Here is a 17,821-nt window from a genome sequence, read left to right on the forward strand (position 1 = left end):
TGCAAAATCAATTGCAACAAAAGCGCCTCAGCCTGAGCCTTGCGCTGCCGGTCAGCCTGCCAGCGCCGCTGCCGCCGGCATGGATGCCGCCTGCTCCGCCCGTCGCCAGTAAGCCGGGTTGCCGTAGGTGTTCTTCAGGTGATCGATAAACAGCCGCACCCGCAGCGGCAGGTGCTTGCGCTGCGGGAACACCGCATGGATGCCGATCGGCGGCGCCTGGAACTCGTCCAGCACCGTGACCAGCCGGCCGCTGGCGATTTCGTTGCCGACTTCCCACCACGACCGCCACGCCAGGCCGTTGCCCTGCAGGCACCACTCGTGCAGCACCGCGCCGTCGGTGCATTCCATGGTGCCGCCCACCTTGACCGTCACCGAGCGCCCGTCTTCGGTGAAGACCCAGCCGCGCTGCACGTTGGCGCTGGCGCCGAAGGCCAGGCAGTTGTGCCGCTGCAGTTCGTCCGGCGTGCCGGGCCGGCCGGCGCGGGCCAGGTAGTCGGGCGAGGCCACCACCACGCGCCGGGTCTCGGCCAGCCGGATTGAAACGAGGCTGGAGTCGGGCAGGTCGCCCAGCCGGATCGCGCAGTCGAAGCCTTCATTGACCAGGTCGACCACGCGGTCGGACAGGTCCAGCGTGATCGATACGTCAGGGTGCGATTCAATGAACAGCGGCACCAGCGGCGCCACGTGCTTGCGGCCATAGCCGGCCGGCGCTGTCACGCGCAGGTGGCCGCTGGCCTTGACGCCGCCGGCCGAAACGCTGGCCTCGGCGTTGTGCAGGTCGTTCAGGATGCGCTGGCAGTCCTCCAGGAAGGCCGAGCCTTCGAAGGTCAGGCTGATCTTGCGCGTGGTACGTACCAGCAACTTGACGCCCAGCCGCTCTTCCAGCGCATCGATGCGGCGCCCGATGATGGCCGGCGCCACGCCTTCCGCCGCTGCTGCCGCCGACAGGCTGCCGCGCGAGGCGACGGATACAAAAGTCTCCAGCTGTTTGAAATGGTCCACAAATGTTCGCCGAGTAGTGCCCGAGTAATACGCACTCGCGCGCTGGCCCGGTCACGCCCAATGCGTTGCAGGGTGCTGCCGGCGGCCAATGCGCAAGGATTTAGTGCGGAGTATCGTTTTAGTCAGCCAAGATTAGTGGCCGAAAAGTAAAAGATCAAGTGACCCGGGGCACCTTTGCCGCAGTGCAGCGTCTCCCTACAATGCGATGCATTCATCGGTGTACAGGGCCACGCAGTTGTGGTCCGGCACCGACACACTTTGCAGAGTCAGGTTGCCAGCGCTCACATGAACAAGATCCGCGCAGTCGTCTTCGATGCCTACGGCACGCTGTTCGACGTGTATTCCGTCACCGCGCGCGCGGAACAGCTGTTCCCGGGCCGCGGCGAGGCGCTGGCGCTGCTGTGGCGCGACCGCCAGATCGACTACACCCGCATCCGCACCATGGCCGGGCACGACGGCGCGCACTACAAGCCGTTCTGGGCCATCACCGTGGACGCGCTGCGCTATGCCGCCGAGCGCCTGGGTCTGGCGCTGGATGAAGCGACGGAAGCCCAGCTGCTCAAGGAATACGCCTGCCTGTCGGCCTTCCCGGAAAACCTGGGTGCGCTCAAGCGCCTGCGCAAGGCGGGGCTGCCGCTGGGCATCCTGTCCAACGGCAATGCCGAGATGCTCGACATCTCGGTCAAGAGTGCCGGCATGCATGGCCTGTTCGACCACGTGCTGTCGGTCGATGCGGTGCGCCAGTACAAGACCGCGCCCGCCGCCTATGCACTGGGGCCGCTGGCCTTCGGGCTGGACGCGCAGGAGATGCTGTTCGTCTCGTCCAACGGCTGGGACGCCTGCGGCGCCACCTGGTTTGGCTACACCACCTTCTGGATCAACCGTGCCGGCCACCCGGCGGAGCGGCTCGACGTAGCCCCCTCCGGCACCGGGCACGACATGAACGACCTGCTCGAATTCGTCCGCGCCCATGGCGTGGCGGCATAGCAGGGCGCCCAACAACCAAAGCTATCGCTATCGTTTAACAGGAGAACACTGATGGCTATCACGCTGCCCGCGGGCATGAAGATTACCGGCGAAATCCTGCCGGCCTACGAAGATATCCTCACGCCGGAAGCCCTGGCCCTGGTAGACAAGCTGCACCGCGCCTTCGAGCCGCGCCGTCAGGAACTGCTGGCCGCGCGCGTGGAGCGCGCCAAGCGCCTGGACGCCGGCGAAGTCCCTGATTTCCTGCCGGAAACCAAGAGCATCCGCGAAGGCGACTGGAAGGTTGCGCCGGTGCCCAAGGCGCTGGAATGCCGCCGCGTGGAAATCACCGGCCCGGTCGAAGCCAAGATGGTGATCAACGCCTTCAACTCGGGCGCTGACAGCTACATGACCGACTTCGAGGATTCCAACACCCCCAACTGGCACAACCAGCTGCAGGGCCAGGTCAACCTGAAGGCCGCCGTGCGCCGCACGCTGACCCTGGAATCGAAGGGCAAGCAATACAAGCTGAACGACAAGATCGCCACGCTGCAGGTGCGTCCGCGCGGCTGGCACCTGGACGAAAAGCACGTCACCATCGACGGCAAGCGCGTCTCGGGCGGCATCTTCGACTTCGCGCTGTTCCTGTTCCACAACGCCAAGGAACAGATCGCGCGCGGCGCCGGCCCGTTCTTCTACCTGCCGAAGATGGAAAGCCATCTGGAAGCGCGCCTGTGGAACGACATCTTCGTGATGGCGCAGAACGAAATCGGCCTGCCGCAAGGCACCATCAAGGCCACCGTGCTGATCGAGACCATCCTCGCCGCGTTCGAGATGGAAGAGATCCTGTATGAGCTGCGCGAGCACAGCGCCGGCCTGAACGCCGGCCGCTGGGACTACATCTTCTCGTGCATCAAGAAGTTCAAGAACGACAAGGACTTCTGCCTGGCCGACCGCGCCAAGGTCACCATGACCGCTCCGTTCATGCGTGCCTACGCGCTGCTGCTGCTGAAGACCTGCCACTCGCGCGGCGCCCCCGCCATCGGCGGCATGAGCGCGCTGATCCCGATCAAGAACGATCCGGAGAAGAACGCCATCGCCATGGAAGGCATCATCAGCGACAAGCGCCGCGATGCCACCGACGGCTACGACGGCGGCTGGGTGGCACACCCGGGCCTGGTCGAGCCGGCCATGAAGGAATTCGTGGCAGTGCTGGGCGACAAGCCGAACCAGTTCGAGAAGCAGCGTCCGGACGTGCAGGTGAAGGGCGCCGACCTGCTCGACTTCAAGCCGGAAACGCCGATCACCGAGCACGGCCTGCGCATGAACATCAACGTCGGCATCCACTACCTGGGCGCCTGGCTGGCCGGCAACGGCTGCGTGCCGATCCACAACCTGATGGAAGACGCCGCCACCGCCGAGATCTCGCGCTCGCAGGTGTGGCAGTGGATCCGCTCGCCGAAGGGCAAGCTGGAAGACGGCACCAAGGTCACGGCCGAGCTGGTGCGCAAGCTGATCCCGGAAGAACTGGCCAAGGTGAAGGAACTGGTCGGTGGCGACACCAAGACCTATGACCGCGCTGCCGAGATCTTCGAGCAGATGTCGACATCGGAGGATTTCGCCGAGTTCCTGACGCTGCCGCTGTACGAAGAAGTCTGAGCGGGGCGCACTGCTCCGGCATGACCAGGAACCGCAGCCTGATGGCTGCGGTTTTTTTGTCTTCGTTTTACAGCGGCCCGGGCAGCCTCTTCAGCCCGATCCAGACCACCATGATGACCACATTGACCGGCACGCTGAGCGCGCCCGGCACGTAAAACAGCGCCGACAGCACGGGCGCGCACAGCACGCCTTCCACTACGCTGCCCGCGGCATAGAAGAAGACCCCGCACCACAGCCAGCGCCGCATATACGTCGGCAGCCAGTGCGCACGCGCCTTGTTGAAATGCCAGGCGTGGGCCCGTTCGGCCCGGCTTCCCTGGCTGGCGTCGCGGAACAGCCAGTTGAAGAAAAAGTAGCGGTACAGCAGGGTGCGGAAGGCCAGCTCTTGCATGATCACTCCTTTGGCCGTGCCGGGCAGATAGCGCGCAATGTTCATACCAGCGTGGGCATGCAGGGGCGGCGGCTTACCTAGCAGCGTAGCAAGAAGTCGCCGGGACAGACCAGCCGCCGGCCGCAATCCGGATCCGCGTCATGCTGGAAAACCCCGCATGTCCCGCGCGGCAACACTCTCTAATATGAAGTACCCGCCGCCAGCGCGGACCACAACATCAAAGCGGAGACTTCAGATATGGACCGTCGACAGTTCCTGGGCACCGCCGCCGTTGCCGCAGCCGTTGCCGCAACCGCCGGCGTGGCGCCGTACGCCATGGCGCAGCAGTGGCCCGCGCGGCCTATCCGGCTGGTGGTGGCGTATCCGCCCGGCGGCGGTACGGACGTGGTGGCGCGGCTGTTTGCCGACTATCTTGGCCGCGTGACGGGCCAGTCGGTGGTGGTGGAGAACAAGCCGGGCGGCGCCACCGTTCCCGCCACGCAGGACGTGATCCGCGCCAGGAACGACGGCCAGACACTGCTGGTGACGCTGGGATCGTCCGCCACCTCGGGCGCGCATATCAACCGCGTGCCCTACGATCCGCTGACCGACCTGACTGCGCTGGCCGAACTCGGCCGCGCCCCGGTGCTGCTTGCCGCCAACAAGGACGCCCCGTATTCCACGCTGAAGGAACTGATCGCCTATTCCAAGGCCAACCAGGGCAAGCCGATCCATTCCGCCTCTTATGGCCCGGGCACGTCGTCGCACTTTGGCCCGCTGCTGTTCAACCGGCTGGCAGGCACCAACCTGGAGCCGGTGCTGTACAAGGGCTCGGCGCCCGCCACGCAGGACCTGGTGGGCGGCGTGGTGCCGCTGATGATCGACGGCCTGACCACCGGCGTGCCGCTGTACCAGGCCGGCAAGACCAAGGTGCTGGCGACCACCATGCCGGAGCGGTCGGACATGGCGCCCGGCGCTCCAACATTCCGTGAGCTCGGTTTCCAGGAAATGGAGCAACTTAGCGGATATTTTGCGCTGTTCGGGCCCAAGGCCATGCCCAAGGCAACGGTCGATGCCGTCTCGGAGGCCGTGCGCAAGGTGCTGGCCGATCCCGCGTACCAGAAGCGGCTGGCCGGCGTTGGCGTGCTGCCGGCGCAGGCGGTCACGCCGGAAGCATTTGCCGCGCAGATCCGGACCGATCATGCGCGCTGGGGCCAATTTATCAAGGACATCGGCTTCAAGATCGAGAATTGAGCCTGCCAGGCCGGTCCCGGAGACGTCCAGGCTGCCGGAGCTGAACGCCGGGATCTGCCGGCAGGCGATTTCTTGTCCATACTGGACTTGTTGCGGCGCCATGCCGCGGCAATCAAAAATCAGCAGCCTATGGAGGGAATCGTGTTCAAGCACATCTTGCTGGCCACCGATGGCTCGGAGCTTTCCAAGGTCGCCATGGCGGCCGCGATCAATTTCGTCAAGGCGGGCGGCGCGAAGCTGACGGCGTATACGTGCATGGAGGAATATCCCTACCTGTCCTCGGGGGATGCCGGCCATCCGCGGCGAAAGGCGTATGAGGAACATGAGGCCGAGCGGGCCAGCGCGGTGCTGGCCGAGGTTGTCGCGGCGGCCACCGAGGCGGGCGTGACCTGCCAGACCGACATGAGCACGTCGGTGCCGTACAAGGGCATCATCGATGCCGCCGCCAAGCACGGCTGCGACGTGATCTTCATGGCGTCGCACGGACGGCGCGGGCTGGAGGGGCTGCTGGTCGGGAGCGAAACGCAGAAGGTGCTGACCCACTGCAGGATCCCCGTGCTGGTCTATCGCTGACTTGCGCAATCCGCCAGCGGATCAGAAGCGGTAGCCCCGGCTTGGATTCACTTTCCAGCCGCCGGCGCCATCGAGTTCCAGCACCTGGTGGTGGTACTTGAGCAGCGAAGGGCGGTGGCTGACGCTGACCAGCGTCGCGTCCATGCCGGCCAGCAACCGGTACATGCCTTCCTCGTTGGCGATATCGAGCGCGCTGGTGGCCTCGTCAAGCATCACATAGCGGGGCCGCGACAGCAGCACGCGCCCGATCGTCAGCCGCTGCTGTTCGCCCAGCGACAGCACCTTGCCCCAGTCCACTTCGGTATCGAGGCCGCCGAAGCGGTCGACAATGCCGCCAAGATTCACCAGCTCGAGCAGCCGGATCAGCTCGTCGTCGGCGATGTGCTGCCCTATGTGGTTGGGGTAGAGCAGCTGGCCGCGCAGGCTGCCGACCACCATGTACGGGTGCTGTGGCAGGAACAGCATGTCCTGCGGCCTGGGGCGCATGATGCAGCCGGTGCCGCTGGTCCACAAACCGGCGATGGCGCGCATCAGCGAGCTCTTGCCGCCGCCGCTGGCGCCGACGATCAGCAGCCCTTCGCCGGGATCGGCCGACACCGTCAGGTCGCGCACCAGCGTGCGTTCCAGGTTCGGCGTGTGCAGCGTCACATGCAGCAGCGACAGGCGCGAGTCCTGCACGGACTCGATCTTGTGCGCCGGCTCGGCGAGTTTGTCCGGTTTGGCCGGCGTGTCGGCCAGCGTGCTGGCGAAGGTATCCAGCCGGTCCAGCCCGGCGACAAAGCGGGCCAGCTCTTCGAAGTTGTCGACAATCACCGTCAGCGCATTCAACACTGCGGCGAACGCCCCCGCAGCCTGGATCGCGCGCCCGACCTCCATTTCACCGGACAGCACGTGCGAGGCGACGATGGCGCTGGGCAGCAGGATGGTCAGGAAGCCGTAGCCGTACTGGAACGTGTTCAGGCTGAGCTGCCACTTGATGAGCTTGTCGAAGTTGCGGAAGGCCTGCTCGAAGCGGCCGCTGACATGCGACGATTCCAGCGCCTCGCCGCGGTAGAAGGCGATCGATTCGGCGTTCTCGCGCACACGGATCAGGCTGAAGCGGAAATCCGCCTCGCGCTTGAGCTGGAAGAAATTCAACCCGATCAGCACGCGCCCGAAGAAGTACATCGAGACGAAACTCCCGGCGATGGCGTAGACCACCAGGAAGTAGACCAGCATCTGGGAAATCGACCACAGCACGGCGCTGAAGGCGATCAGCTGCAGCAGCGCGCCGATGCCGATCGACAGGAAATACAGCGATTGCTTGGTAAAGGTGTTGATGTCTTCGGTGATGCGCTGGTCCGGATTGTCGATCGCCGCGTTGGCGTTGAGCTTGTAATAGGTCCGGTCCCTGAAGTACCCGTCGAGGTAGTGACGGGTGAGCCATCGTCGCCACAGCAGGCCCAGCTTGTTGCGCAGGAAGTAGTAGGAGGAATAGATGGGAACGGCGCCGAGCAGGATATAGAGGCACTTCTGGATCGAGCCCCAGAAGCGGTCGGCATCTTGCGCCGCCAGGGCCGAAGTGAATTCGCCGGTCTGTTCGTTGATCCAGACTTCGGCCTGCGTCTGGCCGAGCAGCAGCAGGATCAGCAGGAGCAGCAGGCCGGACGCCTTCCATCGCTCACGCGAAAACCAGTAGGGGCGGGCAATGGCCCAGTAACGGGTCCACACGTGGCGCGTGGGGACGCCCGGACGTTTCTTGCGGGCCGAAGTGGTGCCGGCAATCCTTGGCTCGGGCACGACGCTCATCTGACTCTCCAGCGCAGACGGATTCCCCGCCGCCACGCACATTCGTCGTGCTGCAACGAAGCGGACCAGCAGGAGAATCTCTGGATGAAATATAGGCCAGCAATATCCACGCCTGACCAGAAATCATCCGCCCGGCCCTCGTTTTTTTCGTGCCCGCGCGCGGTGTGCGGTGTTGGCGGCAACGTCGAACCAGGTTGCGGCTGGAGGGTGACCGAGCCGCTACAGGCGAACCCTGCAAGCTTTTTCAAAGGTACCTGCAGTTTCAGGCGCGGCTGCGGCGGCGGGGCGTGCCCGCCGGTCGCGGCCGCAGCGCCGGCCTCAGTCGAGGGTAATCTTTCCCGCCTTGACGATCTGGCCATAGCGAGCGATGTCGCGCTCGATCACCTTGCGGAATTCCTCGGAGGAACCGCCTACCGGCACGAAGCCCAGGTCGGTCAGCCTCTTGGCCACTTCGGGGCTGCGCGTTGCCGCGGCGATTTCCTTTGCCATGCGGTCAACCACAGGCGCGGGCGTGCCGGCAGGCGCCAGCAGGCCGGTCCAGGAACTCATCACGAAGCCCGGGAAGCCCGACTCTTCCATGGTCGGGATATTCGGCTCGCCCGGCCAGCGCTTGGCCGAGGCGACGGCCAGCACATTGATCTTGCCCGACTTCACGTGCGGCATCGGCACCAGCAGCGGATCGAATGCGACCGACACCTCGCCGGAAACGAGCGCCGGCAGGATCGGTGCGCTGCCGTTGTACGGCACGTGGGTCATCTTGACCTTGGACTCCATCGCCAGCCGCTCGCCCGTCAGGTGCGCCGAGCTACCCACGCCGCTCGAGCCGAATGTCAGCGTGTTGGGATGCTTCTTGCCATAGTCGATCAGTTCGGCAACAGTCTTCGCGGGCACCTTCTTGCTCGCGAACAGGAACAGCGGCAGCTCCGCCATCTCCGCCACCGGCACGAGGTCCGAAGGCTTGTAGCTCAGCTTGGAATACAGCGACATGTTGGCGCTGTAGGCCGCGAGAACCGAGACAAAGGTATAGCCGTCCGCCGCCGAGCGCACGGCCACGCCAACGCCAAGCGTGCTGTTCGCGCCCGGCTTGTTCTCGATGATGATGGGCTGCCCGAGGCTTTGCGAGACCTTTTCGAACACGACCCGGGATACCGTGTCGGTGGACCCGCCGGGGGTATAGGGAACGATGACCTTGATCGGCCTGGTCGGCCAGGCGTCGGCCGCCAATGCTGCATGGCCGAAAACGACACTCGTGATGGCGAGCGTCACCAGTCGTGCGCTGCGCGCCGCGCGATTCGAAATGCTCAACTACGTCTCCTGCTTTGGCAAATTTTCCTCCCGCCTTTGCGGCGGGTTCCAGCGGCTATTCCGCCGGGTGATTATGCCGGAGCGGTCGAAGCGGGTACGTGCCAAGAGGCTGCGGTAGGGCGCTTTCCGTGAAGTCAGTGTGCGATAAGCGGTCGGGCACTGAGTGGCGCGCGGTCTTCTTTCAGGCCCGGTATTTCTCCCACAGTTCGCGCAGAACCGATTCCGGCGGCGGCGCCGGTGCGAAGCCCGCGACATTGCCGAACATGCCAAGAATGCGGCGCCTGAAGGCATTGAGGTCCATCGTCGGTTCAGGCGATGCACTGGCGGTATCGATGATCGTATGCAGCTGCTCGGCGGAGAGGCCGGCGATGGCAGACCACAGGTCGTCGGGGCTGGCGCAGGTGCACGGCAAAGATCGGGCAAACATCGGTCATCCTCAACGTGGATCCATGATCGCTAACGCACCGCCGCGCCGCGCTTGCTGCCGTCCGGGTACACGGCCGCCTGGAACGGCTCGAGGCCGATCCGCGCGACCACATCGACGAAGCGCTCGGCTTCGCTGTCGCGGTGCGCGAGGTAGGTGCCGATCAGCCGCTCGACCACGTCCGGCACCTGCTCCTGCGCGAACGACGGGCCGATGATGCGGCCGATCGCCGCGCCGCCGCCGGCGCCGTGGCTGTCCTGGCTGTCTGCGCCGTTCTGCCGCCCGCCGATGGTGACCTGGTACCAGGCTTCACCCGCCTTGTCGACACCGAGGATGCCGATATGGCCGACATGGTGGTGCCCGCAGGAGTTGATGCAGCCCGAGATGTTCAGGTCTAGCTCGCCGATGTCGTGCACGTGGTCGAGGTCTTCGAACCGTTCCTGGATCGCCTGGGCCAGCGGTATCGACACGGCGTTGGCGAGCGAGCAGAAATCGCCGCCGGGGCAGGCGATGATATTAGTGATCCTGCCGACGTTGGGCGTGGCGAGGCCGGCCGCATCCAGCGCGCGCCACAGCGCGGGCAGGCCGCTGCGCCGCACGTCGGCGAGGATCAGGTTCTGTTCGTGCGAGACCCGCAACTCGCCAAAGCCGTGGCGCTCGGCGAGGTCGGCCATCAGCTCCATCTGGTCGGCGGTAATGTCGCCGGGCGCGCGGCCGGTTGCCTTGAGCGATGCGGTCACCGCGGCGTAGCCCGGTACGCGGTGCGGATGGACGTTGCTGCGCAGCCAGAGCCGGAATGCGCGGTCGGTCCGCGCGAGTTCGGCGCTTTCATCGGCATCCTGCGCCGCGGCGGGGTCATAAGGCGGCACCGTGAAGCGCGCGGCCACCGACGCGACGAAGTCTTCGGTGACGGTATCCGGGCCACCCCGGATGCGCTGCCACTGCTCCGCGACCTGTTCGCGAAATACTTCCGGCGTGAGATCCTTCACCAGGATCTTGATGCGCGCCTTGTACTTGTTGTCGCGCCTGCCATGCAGGTTGTAGACGCGCAGCGTGGCCTGCAGGTAGGTCAGCAGGTCCTGCCAGGCCACGAAGGGATTGATCAGCTTGCCGACCATGGGCGTGCGCCCCATGCCGCCCCCGACCCACACGCGAAATCCGACCTGGCCGTCTTCCTCGACCGCCTGCAGTCCGATATCGTGGACGCCGACCGCGGCCCGGTCGGTGGTGGCGCCGCTGATCGCGATCTTGAACTTGCGCGGCAGGTAGGCGAACTCGGGGTGCAGCATCGACCATTGCCGCACGATCTCGCACCACACCAGCGGGTTCACCAGCTCGTCGGGCGCGATGCCGGCAAAGTGGTCGGTGGTGGTGTTGCGGATGCAGTTGCCGCTGGTCTGGATGGCATGCATCTGCACCGTGGCGAGTTCCGCCAGGATGGCAGGCGCGTCTTCCAGGCGCGGCCAGTTGAACTGCAGGTTCTGCCGCGTGCTGAAGTGCCCGTAGCCGCGGTCCCAGCGGCGCGCGATCCCGGCCAGCTTGCGCAGCTGCCTTGACGCCAGCATGCCGTAGGGGATGGCCACGCGCAGCATCGGGGCATGGCGCTGGATATACAGGCCATTCTGCAGCCGCAGCACGCGGAACTCTTCCTCGTCGAGCTCGCCGTCCAGGAAGCGGCGGGTCTGGTCGGTGAACTGCACGACCCGCTCGTCGACCAGCCTCTGGTCGATCTCGTCATAGACATACATGATGAAGGTCTCCTTGCGCGTAGCGCTAGTCTTTTGCCCGTGCCCGTTCGATGGACATGTCGGTCGGCATCATGTTGAGGTCGGCGTTGTGCATCACCCACAGCGAGCCGGCGACGACGATGACGATCAGGAAGCCGGTACAGGCGAAGATGGCGGTATTGCCGCGCTGGCCGGGACCGGTGCCCAGGTGCAGGAAGTACACCAGCTGCACCAGCAGTTGCGCGACGCAGAGGCCGACAACCAGCGCGATCGCGGCGTGGCTTTGCAACGTGCCGGTCATCACCGAGGCAAACGATGCCACGGTAAGCGCGACCGACAGCAGCAGGCCGATGGTGTAGCTGCGCACGCTGCCGTGGGTGGGGTGCTCACCCGGATGGACGGAGTGAAGATGGGACGGCTTCATGCGAACTCCCGCAGGTAGACGAAGGTAAAGACGCAGATCCAGACCAGGTCCAGGAAGTGCCAGAACAGGCTCAGGCACGCCAGCCGGCGGCGCACGATGTCATCGAGGCCGAAACGCCGGACCTGGTGGATCATCACCGCCAGCCAGCACAGGCCCGCGGTGACGTGCAGGCCGTGGGTGCCGACCAGCGTGAAAAACGCCGACAGGTAGGCGCTTACGCCGGGCCCGGCGCCCTGGTGCAGCAGGTGGGCGAACTCGTAGACCTCCATGGCGACGAACACGGCGCCCAGCACGAAGGTGGCCGCCAGCCAGCGGATCATGCGCGGCGCGGCATTCGCGTCCTGCCGCAGCATGGCCAGGCCGAAGGTGTAGCTGCTGAGCAGCAGCACCATGGTCTCGGTGAACACGAACGGCAGCTCGAACAGTTGCTGCCCGCCCGGCCCGCCCGCCGTGTTGCCCGACAGCACGCCGAAGGTTGCGAACAGCACCGCGAAGATCAGGCAGTCGCTCATCAGGTAGAGCCAGAAGCCCAGCGTGGTATGGGCGGCGGCATCGTGATGGCCGTGGTCGGCGGCGTGCGGCACCGGATGTGCGGCGTGCGGGCCTGGATGGTGCAGGGTAGGGGATAGCGTCGGGTTCATGGTTCAGGCAGCTTGCTGCAGTTGGGCGTAGCGGGCGCGCTCGATGCGCTCGACTTCGGCGGCCGGGACGTAGTAGTCGACATCGCGGTCGTAGCTGCGCCGCACGAAGGTTGCGATCGCGCCAACCAGCCCGGCCACGGCGACCAGCCACATGTGCCAGACCAGCGCGAAGCAGGACACCAGCCCGAACACTGACACGAGGAAGCCGGCCGCGGTGGGGCGTGGCATGTGGATGTCCTCGTAGCGGGCCGGCTGGCGCCATGCGCGGCCGGCTTCCTTGTCGTCCCAGTGCTGCTCCAGGGAGGTGATGTGCGGCACCAGGGCGAAGTTGTAGAACGGCGCCGGCGATGCGGTCGACCATTCCAGGCTGCGGCCGTCCCACGGGTCGCCGGTCAGGTCCTGGTTCTGCTTGCGGTCGCGGATGCTGACGGCCAGTTGCACGATCATCGCCAGGATGCCGGCGCCGATGACGAAGGCGCCGATCATCGCCACCACCAGGTAGGGATGCCAGTCGACGTTGGCGTAGTGGTTCATCCGGCGGGTCATGCCCTTGAAGCCCAGCACGTAGAGCGGCATGAAGGCCAGGAAGAAGCCGGTCAGCCAGCACCAGAACGACACCTTGCCCCAGAACTCGTTCAGCTTGAAGCCGAACACCTTCGGGAACCAGAAGCTGATCGCCGCCAGGCAGCCGAACAGCACGCCGCCGATGATCACGTTATGGAAGTGGGCCACCAGGAACAGGCTGTTGTGCAGCACGAAGTCGGCGCCCGGCACCGCCAGCAGCACGCCGGTCATGCCGCCGACCGCGAACGTCACCATGAAGCCGATGGTCCACATGGTCGAGGTATGGAAGCGGATCCGGCCGCGGTACATGGTGAACAGCCAGTTGAACAGCTTCACGCCGGTGGGGATCGAGATGATCGACGTCATGATGCCGAAGAAGGCGTTGACGTTGGCGCCCGAGCCCATGGTGAAGAAGTGGTGCAGCCAGACGAAGAACGACAGCACGCCGATCGACGAGGTGGCATAGACCATCGACTTGTAGCCGAACAGGGGCTTGCGCGAGAACGTGGCGATGATTTCCGAGAACGCGCCGAACGCGGGCAGGATCAGCACATAGACCTCGGGGTGCCCCCAGATCCAGATCAGGTTCACGTACATCATGGCGTTGCCGCCCAGCTCGTTGGTGAAGAAGTGCATGCCGAGGTAGCGGTCGGCGGTGAGCAGGGCCAGCGTGGCGGTCAGCACCGGAAAGATGGCGACGATCAGGATGTTGGTGATCAGCGCGGTCCAGGTGAACACCGGCATCTTCATCAGGGTCAGGCCCGGAGCGCGCATGCGCAGGATGGTGACGATGAAGTTGATGCCGGTCAGCGTGGTGCCGAGCCCGGATATCTGCAATGACCAGATGTAGTAGTCCACGCCGACGGTCGGGCTGTAGCCCAGCTCGGACAACGGCGGATAGGCCACCCAGCCGGTCGCGGCGAAGTCGCCGACGAACATCGACAGCATCACCAGCACCGCGCCCATGGCCGACAGCCAGAAGCTCAGCGAGTTGACGAACGGGAAGGCCACGTCGCGCGCGCCGATCTGCAGCGGCACGATCACGTTCATCAGCCCCACCACCAGCGGCGTGGCCACGTAGAAGATCATGATCACGCCGTGGGCGGTAAAGATCTGGTCGTAGTGGTGCGGCGGCAGGTAGCCGGCGGCATCGCCGTAGGCGACTGCCTGCTGCGTGCGCATCAGGATCGCGTCGGCGAAGCCGCGCAGCAGCATGACAAGGGCCAGGATGATGTACATCACGCCGACCTTCTTGTGGTCGACCGAGCAGATCCATTCGGTCCACAGGTATTTCCACTTGCCGTACCTGGTGATCGCGCCGAGCAGCGCGGCGCCCAGCACCAGCACCACGGCCAGCGTCCCCATGATGATCGGCTCGTGGTAGGGGATGGCCTCGAGATTGAGTTTTCCTAGCATGTCATTGCTCCATGCGGCCGGGGAGCGCCGACGGGACGCGTTGGAAGGCCTGCAGTGATTCGGGGGTGTTCGCGCGGCAGATCGCGCCGTTGGCCAGCATGTACTTGTCAACCACCTGGTCGAACAGCTTCGGCGTCACCGATGCGTAGAGCGCGACGGGGTCCCTGGTGCTGGGCTGCTCCAGTGTGCTGTAGGTGTTCGCGTCAAGCGTCCGGGCCGAGGCCCGCGCCTTGCTGATCCACGCGTCGAAGTCCTCGCGCGAGGTCGCCAGGGTCTTGAAATGCATGTCCGAGAAGCCCGCGCCACTGTACGCCGCGGACTGGCCGAGATAGACGCCCGGTGTGTCCGCGATCAGGTGCAGGCGGGTCTGCATGCCGGCCATGGTGTAGACCATGCTGCCAAGCTGCGGAATGAAGAACGCATTCATCATCGATTCCGCGGTCAGCCGGAAGTTGACCGGCGTGCCGACCGGGATGGCAAGCTGGTTCACCGAGGCGACGCCGTATTCGGGATAGATGAACAGCCATTTCCAGTTCAGCGCGATGACGTCGACCTGCAGCGGCCTGACCTCGGACTCCAGCGGCCGATAGGGGTCGAGCTTGTGCGTCGAATCCCAGATCAGCACGGCCAGGCAGGCCACGATCACGCACGGGATGCCCCACACCACGATCTCGATTTTGGTCGAGTGCGACCACTTGGGCGCGTAGGTCGCGCGCGTGTTGCTCTCGCGGTAGCGCCAGGCAAACCACAGCGTCAGGAAGATCACCGGGATGACGACCATCAGCATGACGAACAACGCGATCAGGATCAGCGATTTTTCCTGTGCGCCGATGCTGCCCTTGGGATTGAGCAGTTCGAGGTTGCAGCCGCTGAGCAGGGCGCTCAGCCCGGCGGCCAGCAGCAACGCGCCGATGCGGGGCGGCAGGGCGGGCGATGGGCTGAGGCTGGGGGAAGGGTGGGGCAACGGGCCTTGTCGATCTTTGTTTGCCAGCCCGGCGGTAGGTTTGAGCATGTCGGACACCTTGGTTACGGATTACCGAAGGCATCCGGCCACGCGCTCCGATTCAAGTGCTGCGTCAGCCCGCGGCTGCGGGCTTGTATGGATTCCCTCGACAATGTCTGGCATGCTAGTCGAAGACAAGACCCATACATCGAGGAAAGTTTTGGGGACAGAATCCATACAAGATAGCGAAAGCGCTGCCCGGATCACCGGCCAGTGGGATCTGCGGATCACTGCGTCCGGTGGGGTCCGGTACCTGCAGATCGTCGACTTCATCGAGCGGGCAATCGGCGAGGGCCGCCTCGTGGCCGGCGACCGCGTGCCGCCGCAGCGCAGCCTGGCGCAATCTCTCGGCGTGGACCTGACGACAGTGACGCGCGCCTATAACGAGGCGCGGCGAAGACAGCTGATCGAAGCGAGGGGCGCGCTCGGCACCTTCATTGCCGCGCCGCGTGCGGAACTCGCGCGCGTGGTCGACATGAGCATGAACGTGCCGCCGCCGCCGGCGGGCGTGGATTTCCCGGACCTGTTGCGGCGCGGCCTGAACCAGGTCCTGCTGCGCAGCGACCCGCACCTGCTGATGACCTACCAGCTTGGCGGCGGCAGTGCGTCGGACCGGGCGGCCGGGGCGCTCTGGCTTGCGCCGATCTTCGGGCAGGTCGACACGGCGCGGCTGGTGGTGTGCCCCGGCGCCCAGGCTGCGCTGGCCGCCGTGATCCTGAGCTGGACCCGGCCCGGCGAGGCAATCGTGACCGAGCCGCTGGCCTATCCGGGCATCCGCGCCGCGGCAGCGCAACTGGGCCGGCGCGTGGTGGTCGCACCGTGCGATGCGGACGGGATGCTGCCCGACGCGCTCGCCGCGGCCCGCGCCGCAGGCGCCACGCTGGCCTACCTCAACCCGACCGCGCAGAATCCGACCACGCACACCATGCCGGCCTCGCGCCGGGCAGAGATCGCCAGCGCCGCGCACCGATGCGATATCGCCTTGCTGGAGGACGACCCGTACTGGCTGCTGACGCCGTCGGCACCGCCGCCGCTCGCCACCTTTGCGCCCGAGCGCACCTGCTACGTCGCGACGCTGTCCAAGGCGCTCACGCCGGGCCTGCGCACCGCGTACGTCCTGTTGCCGGAGGGCAGGAGTGGCGACGACCTGCTGGCTTCGCTGCGCGCCTTCGCGCTGATGGCCGCGCCGATGACCGCGGCGCTGGCCACGCAATGGATCCATGACGGCTCGGCCATGCAGCTGCTCGACGGCATCCGCACCGAAGCGCTGGCGCGGTGCGCGCTGGCAAGCCGATGGCTGAGCGGGATCGGCCAGCTGCCGCCCAGCGCCATCCACGTCTGGCACCGCCTTCCCGCGCAGTGGTCGGCGCAGCAGCTCACCCGGGCCGCGCTGGCGGAAGACCTGCGGGTCACGCCTTCCGACGCGTTCTGGGACGGGCCCAATGCGCCCAATGCCATCCGCATCTCGCTGGGCGGCGTCGACAATCACGCGCAGCTGTCGCTGGCTCTGAGGAAGCTGGCGGCATTGCTCGAGCGCCGGCCAGCGTCTGGGGTCGAGATGGTGGTGTGAACCAGCCTCGCGCAAGCAGCGCCGGTATCAGGCCTCTGAAACGAAGTTGATCACCGCGTCGGAAAACTCCGCCGGCAATTCCCAGTTCGACAGATGCGCCGCATTGAGCGCGAGGTAATCGGCGTTGGCAATGCCTTCAGCCAGCTCGCGCCCCTGTTCCGGCGTGGTGGCGGCATCCTGGACGCCGGCGATCACCAGCACCCGCGCATCGATGCCGGGCAGCAGGCCGCGCAGGTCGGCATCGCGCACCGCGGCGCAATTGGCGACATAGCCGTCGGCATCGGTCGAGGCGAGCATCGACAGCACCGGTGCCATGCGCGCCGGATCGCCGGCGAGCGCCGCCGGGGTGAACCAGCGGGCCAGCACGCCCTCGGCGATGGCCGCCATGCCTTCGGCCCGCACGCGCTCGATGCGCGTGTTCCAGCCGGAAGCCGGGCCGATCAGCGCCGCGGTGTTGGCCAGCACAAAGCGGCCGAAGCGTCCGGGGTGATGACGTGCCAGCCAGATGCCGGTCATGCCGCCCATCGACAGGCCGCAGAAATGTGCGCGTTCGACGCCGGCATGGTCCATCACGGCCAGCACGTCGGCGCCCAGTTCGGCCATGCCGAACGGCGCGTCAGGCACGGCAGAGGCGCCGTGGCCGCGCGTGTCGTAGCGCAGCACGCGGAAGCGCTCCAGCAGCGCCGGCATCTGCGGGTCCCACATCGACAGGCTGGTGCCGAGCGAGTTGGACATGACCAGCGCCGGCGCGCCGGCCGGGCCCTGGAGTTCGTAGTGCAGGCGCAGCCCGTCACGGGTGGCAATGCTCATTAGGGCGGCCTCTCTCAGCGAATCGAAGACGGATGCGGCGCCAGCGGCGTGACGGCGATTTTCATGTACGGGAACAGCGGCAGGGCCGACAGCAGGTTGTGCAGCGCCTCGTTCGACTCGACGTCGAACACGCTGTAGTTGGCATACTCGCCGACCACGCGGTAAAGGTGCAGCCATTTGCCCTGGCGCTGCAGGTCCTGCGCGTAGGCCTTCTCGCGCGCCTTGATTTCGTCGGCCTGCGCGGCGGGCATGTCGTGCGGCAGGTTCACGTCCATTCGTACCAGATACAGCATCGGGTTCTCCTTGTTCCAGTCTGATGGTGATT

17 protein-coding genes are annotated in these 17,821 nt (G+C 65.9%); 5 read left to right on the forward strand and 12 right to left on the reverse strand.

Translation table 11 applies throughout. The features are described 5' to 3' along the window. Positions 1–51: 51 nt before the first annotated feature. Positions 52–1,002 (reverse strand): LysR family transcriptional regulator, encoded by a 951-nt coding sequence (locus IPF36_RS06235; protein ID WP_133096419.1) that lies wholly within the window; start codon positions 1,000–1,002, stop codon positions 52–54. Between the two features lie 285 nt (positions 1,003–1,287). On the opposite strand from IPF36_RS06235, the gene IPF36_RS06240 reads away from it, so the two are divergent. Both IPF36_RS06240 and aceB read left to right on the forward strand, forming a co-directional pair. Then, positions 1,288–1,989, forward strand: coding sequence for a haloacid dehalogenase type II (locus tag IPF36_RS06240; RefSeq protein ID WP_133096418.1), 702 nt, complete (start codon positions 1,288–1,290; stop codon positions 1,987–1,989). Positions 1,990–2,040: 51 nt separating this feature from the next. Next, complete coding sequence (gene aceB, locus IPF36_RS06245) at positions 2,041–3,627, forward strand: malate synthase A (RefSeq protein WP_029048444.1); 1,587 nt, start codon at positions 2,041–2,043, stop codon at positions 3,625–3,627. A 67-nt stretch (positions 3,628–3,694) separates the two neighbouring features. On the opposite strand, the gene IPF36_RS06250 is transcribed toward aceB, so the two are convergent. Next, positions 3,695–4,018, reverse strand: coding sequence for a hypothetical protein (locus IPF36_RS06250; protein ID WP_133096417.1), 324 nt, complete (start codon positions 4,016–4,018; stop codon positions 3,695–3,697). A gap of 237 nt (positions 4,019–4,255) precedes the next feature. On the opposite strand from IPF36_RS06250, the gene IPF36_RS06255 reads away from it, so the two are divergent. Both IPF36_RS06255 and IPF36_RS06260 read left to right on the forward strand, forming a co-directional pair. Beyond that, positions 4,256–5,251 carry a tripartite tricarboxylate transporter substrate binding protein gene (locus tag IPF36_RS06255; RefSeq protein ID WP_133096416.1) on the forward strand — a complete coding sequence of 332 codons (996 nt, stop codon included), beginning with the start codon at positions 4,256–4,258 and terminating at the stop codon, positions 5,249–5,251. Positions 5,252–5,392: 141 nt separating this feature from the next. Continuing rightward, complete coding sequence (locus IPF36_RS06260) at positions 5,393–5,824, forward strand: universal stress protein (protein WP_133096415.1); 432 nt, start codon at positions 5,393–5,395, stop codon at positions 5,822–5,824. 21 nt (positions 5,825–5,845) lie between these two features. On the opposite strand, the gene IPF36_RS06265 is transcribed toward IPF36_RS06260, so the two are convergent. From IPF36_RS06265 to cyoA, 8 genes are all read right to left on the reverse strand, one after another. Further along, entirely contained in the window at positions 5,846–7,612 is a 1,767-nt protein-coding gene (locus IPF36_RS06265; RefSeq protein ID WP_133096414.1) for an ABC transporter ATP-binding protein/permease, read from the reverse strand. A 318-nt stretch (positions 7,613–7,930) separates the two neighbouring features. Further along, positions 7,931–8,917 (reverse strand): tripartite tricarboxylate transporter substrate binding protein, encoded by a 987-nt coding sequence (locus tag IPF36_RS06270; RefSeq protein WP_195427590.1) that lies wholly within the window; start codon positions 8,915–8,917, stop codon positions 7,931–7,933. A gap of 181 nt (positions 8,918–9,098) precedes the next feature. Beyond that, the gene (locus IPF36_RS06275; RefSeq protein ID WP_135705442.1) at positions 9,099–9,344 is read right to left on the reverse strand and encodes a hypothetical protein; all 246 of its coding nucleotides are present in this window, start codon (positions 9,342–9,344) and stop codon (positions 9,099–9,101) included. A 29-nt stretch (positions 9,345–9,373) separates the two neighbouring features. Further along, a complete protein-coding gene (locus IPF36_RS06280; RefSeq protein WP_195427591.1) occupies positions 9,374–11,089 on the reverse strand; it encodes a nitrite/sulfite reductase in 1,716 nt (571 codons plus the stop codon). A gap of 25 nt (positions 11,090–11,114) precedes the next feature. Continuing rightward, positions 11,115–11,492: a cytochrome o ubiquinol oxidase subunit IV gene (gene cyoD, locus IPF36_RS06285; RefSeq protein ID WP_133096410.1), complete on the reverse strand. Its 378-nt coding sequence runs from the start codon at positions 11,490–11,492 to the stop codon at positions 11,115–11,117. Beyond that, positions 11,489–12,133 carry a cytochrome o ubiquinol oxidase subunit III gene (cyoC, locus tag IPF36_RS06290; protein ID WP_133096409.1) on the reverse strand — a complete coding sequence of 215 codons (645 nt, stop codon included), beginning with the start codon at positions 12,131–12,133 and terminating at the stop codon, positions 11,489–11,491. The genes cyoD and cyoC overlap by 4 nt, the downstream gene beginning before the upstream one ends. A 3-nt stretch (positions 12,134–12,136) precedes the next feature. Further along, positions 12,137–14,113: a cytochrome o ubiquinol oxidase subunit I gene (cyoB, locus tag IPF36_RS06295; protein ID WP_135705440.1), complete on the reverse strand. Its 1,977-nt coding sequence runs from the start codon at positions 14,111–14,113 to the stop codon at positions 12,137–12,139. A 1-nt stretch (position 14,114) separates the two neighbouring features. After that, entirely contained in the window at positions 14,115–15,125 is a 1,011-nt protein-coding gene (gene cyoA, locus IPF36_RS06300; protein ID WP_135705439.1) for a ubiquinol oxidase subunit II, read from the reverse strand. Between the two features lie 151 nt (positions 15,126–15,276). Between cyoA and IPF36_RS06305 the strand changes: the two genes are divergently transcribed. Continuing rightward, the gene (locus IPF36_RS06305) at positions 15,277–16,686 is read left to right on the forward strand and encodes a PLP-dependent aminotransferase family protein (protein WP_240745879.1); all 1,410 of its coding nucleotides are present in this window, start codon (positions 15,277–15,279) and stop codon (positions 16,684–16,686) included. Positions 16,687–16,713: 27 nt separating this feature from the next. Here IPF36_RS06305 and pcaD read toward each other — a convergent pair whose 3' ends face one another. Continuing rightward, a complete protein-coding gene (gene pcaD, locus IPF36_RS06310) occupies positions 16,714–17,496 on the reverse strand; it encodes a 3-oxoadipate enol-lactonase (RefSeq protein ID WP_135705437.1) in 783 nt (260 codons plus the stop codon). 14 nt (positions 17,497–17,510) lie between these two features. Beyond that, positions 17,511–17,789: a muconolactone Delta-isomerase gene (catC, locus tag IPF36_RS06315; protein WP_029048466.1), complete on the reverse strand. Its 279-nt coding sequence runs from the start codon at positions 17,787–17,789 to the stop codon at positions 17,511–17,513. Positions 17,790–17,821 lie beyond the last annotated feature (32 nt).

This window comes from Cupriavidus sp. IK-TO18 (genome assembly GCF_015549295.1).
GTDB classification, from domain to species: domain Bacteria; phylum Pseudomonadota; class Gammaproteobacteria; order Burkholderiales; family Burkholderiaceae; genus Cupriavidus; species Cupriavidus oxalaticus_A.

What these genes read in the sequence shown, in the direction of transcription:
- IPF36_RS06275 (WP_135705442.1), bottom strand. Translation starts at nt 9,344, where the DNA reads ATGTTTGCCCGATCTTTGCCGTGCACCTGCGCCAGCCCCGACGACCTG.
- IPF36_RS06240 (WP_133096418.1), top strand. Translation starts at nt 1,288, where the DNA reads ATGAACAAGATCCGCGCAGTCGTCTTCGATGCCTACGGCACGCTGTTC.
- cyoC (WP_133096409.1), bottom strand. Translation starts at nt 12,133, where the DNA reads ATGAACCCGACGCTATCCCCTACCCTGCACCATCCAGGCCCGCACGCC.
- aceB (WP_029048444.1), top strand. Translation starts at nt 2,041, where the DNA reads ATGGCTATCACGCTGCCCGCGGGCATGAAGATTACCGGCGAAATCCTG.
- IPF36_RS06250 (WP_133096417.1), bottom strand. Translation starts at nt 4,018, where the DNA reads ATGCAAGAGCTGGCCTTCCGCACCCTGCTGTACCGCTACTTTTTCTTC.
- cyoA (WP_135705439.1), bottom strand. Translation starts at nt 15,125, where the DNA reads ATGCTCAAACCTACCGCCGGGCTGGCAAACAAAGATCGACAAGGCCCG.
- IPF36_RS06280 (WP_195427591.1), bottom strand. Translation starts at nt 11,089, where the DNA reads ATGTATGTCTATGACGAGATCGACCAGAGGCTGGTCGACGAGCGGGTC.
- cyoB (WP_135705440.1), bottom strand. Translation starts at nt 14,113, where the DNA reads ATGCTAGGAAAACTCAATCTCGAGGCCATCCCCTACCACGAGCCGATC.
- pcaD (WP_135705437.1), bottom strand. Translation starts at nt 17,496, where the DNA reads ATGAGCATTGCCACCCGTGACGGGCTGCGCCTGCACTACGAACTCCAG.
- catC (WP_029048466.1), bottom strand. Translation starts at nt 17,789, where the DNA reads ATGCTGTATCTGGTACGAATGGACGTGAACCTGCCGCACGACATGCCC.
- IPF36_RS06265 (WP_133096414.1), bottom strand. Translation starts at nt 7,612, where the DNA reads ATGAGCGTCGTGCCCGAGCCAAGGATTGCCGGCACCACTTCGGCCCGC.
- IPF36_RS06255 (WP_133096416.1), top strand. Translation starts at nt 4,256, where the DNA reads ATGGACCGTCGACAGTTCCTGGGCACCGCCGCCGTTGCCGCAGCCGTT.
- cyoD (WP_133096410.1), bottom strand. Translation starts at nt 11,492, where the DNA reads ATGAAGCCGTCCCATCTTCACTCCGTCCATCCGGGTGAGCACCCCACC.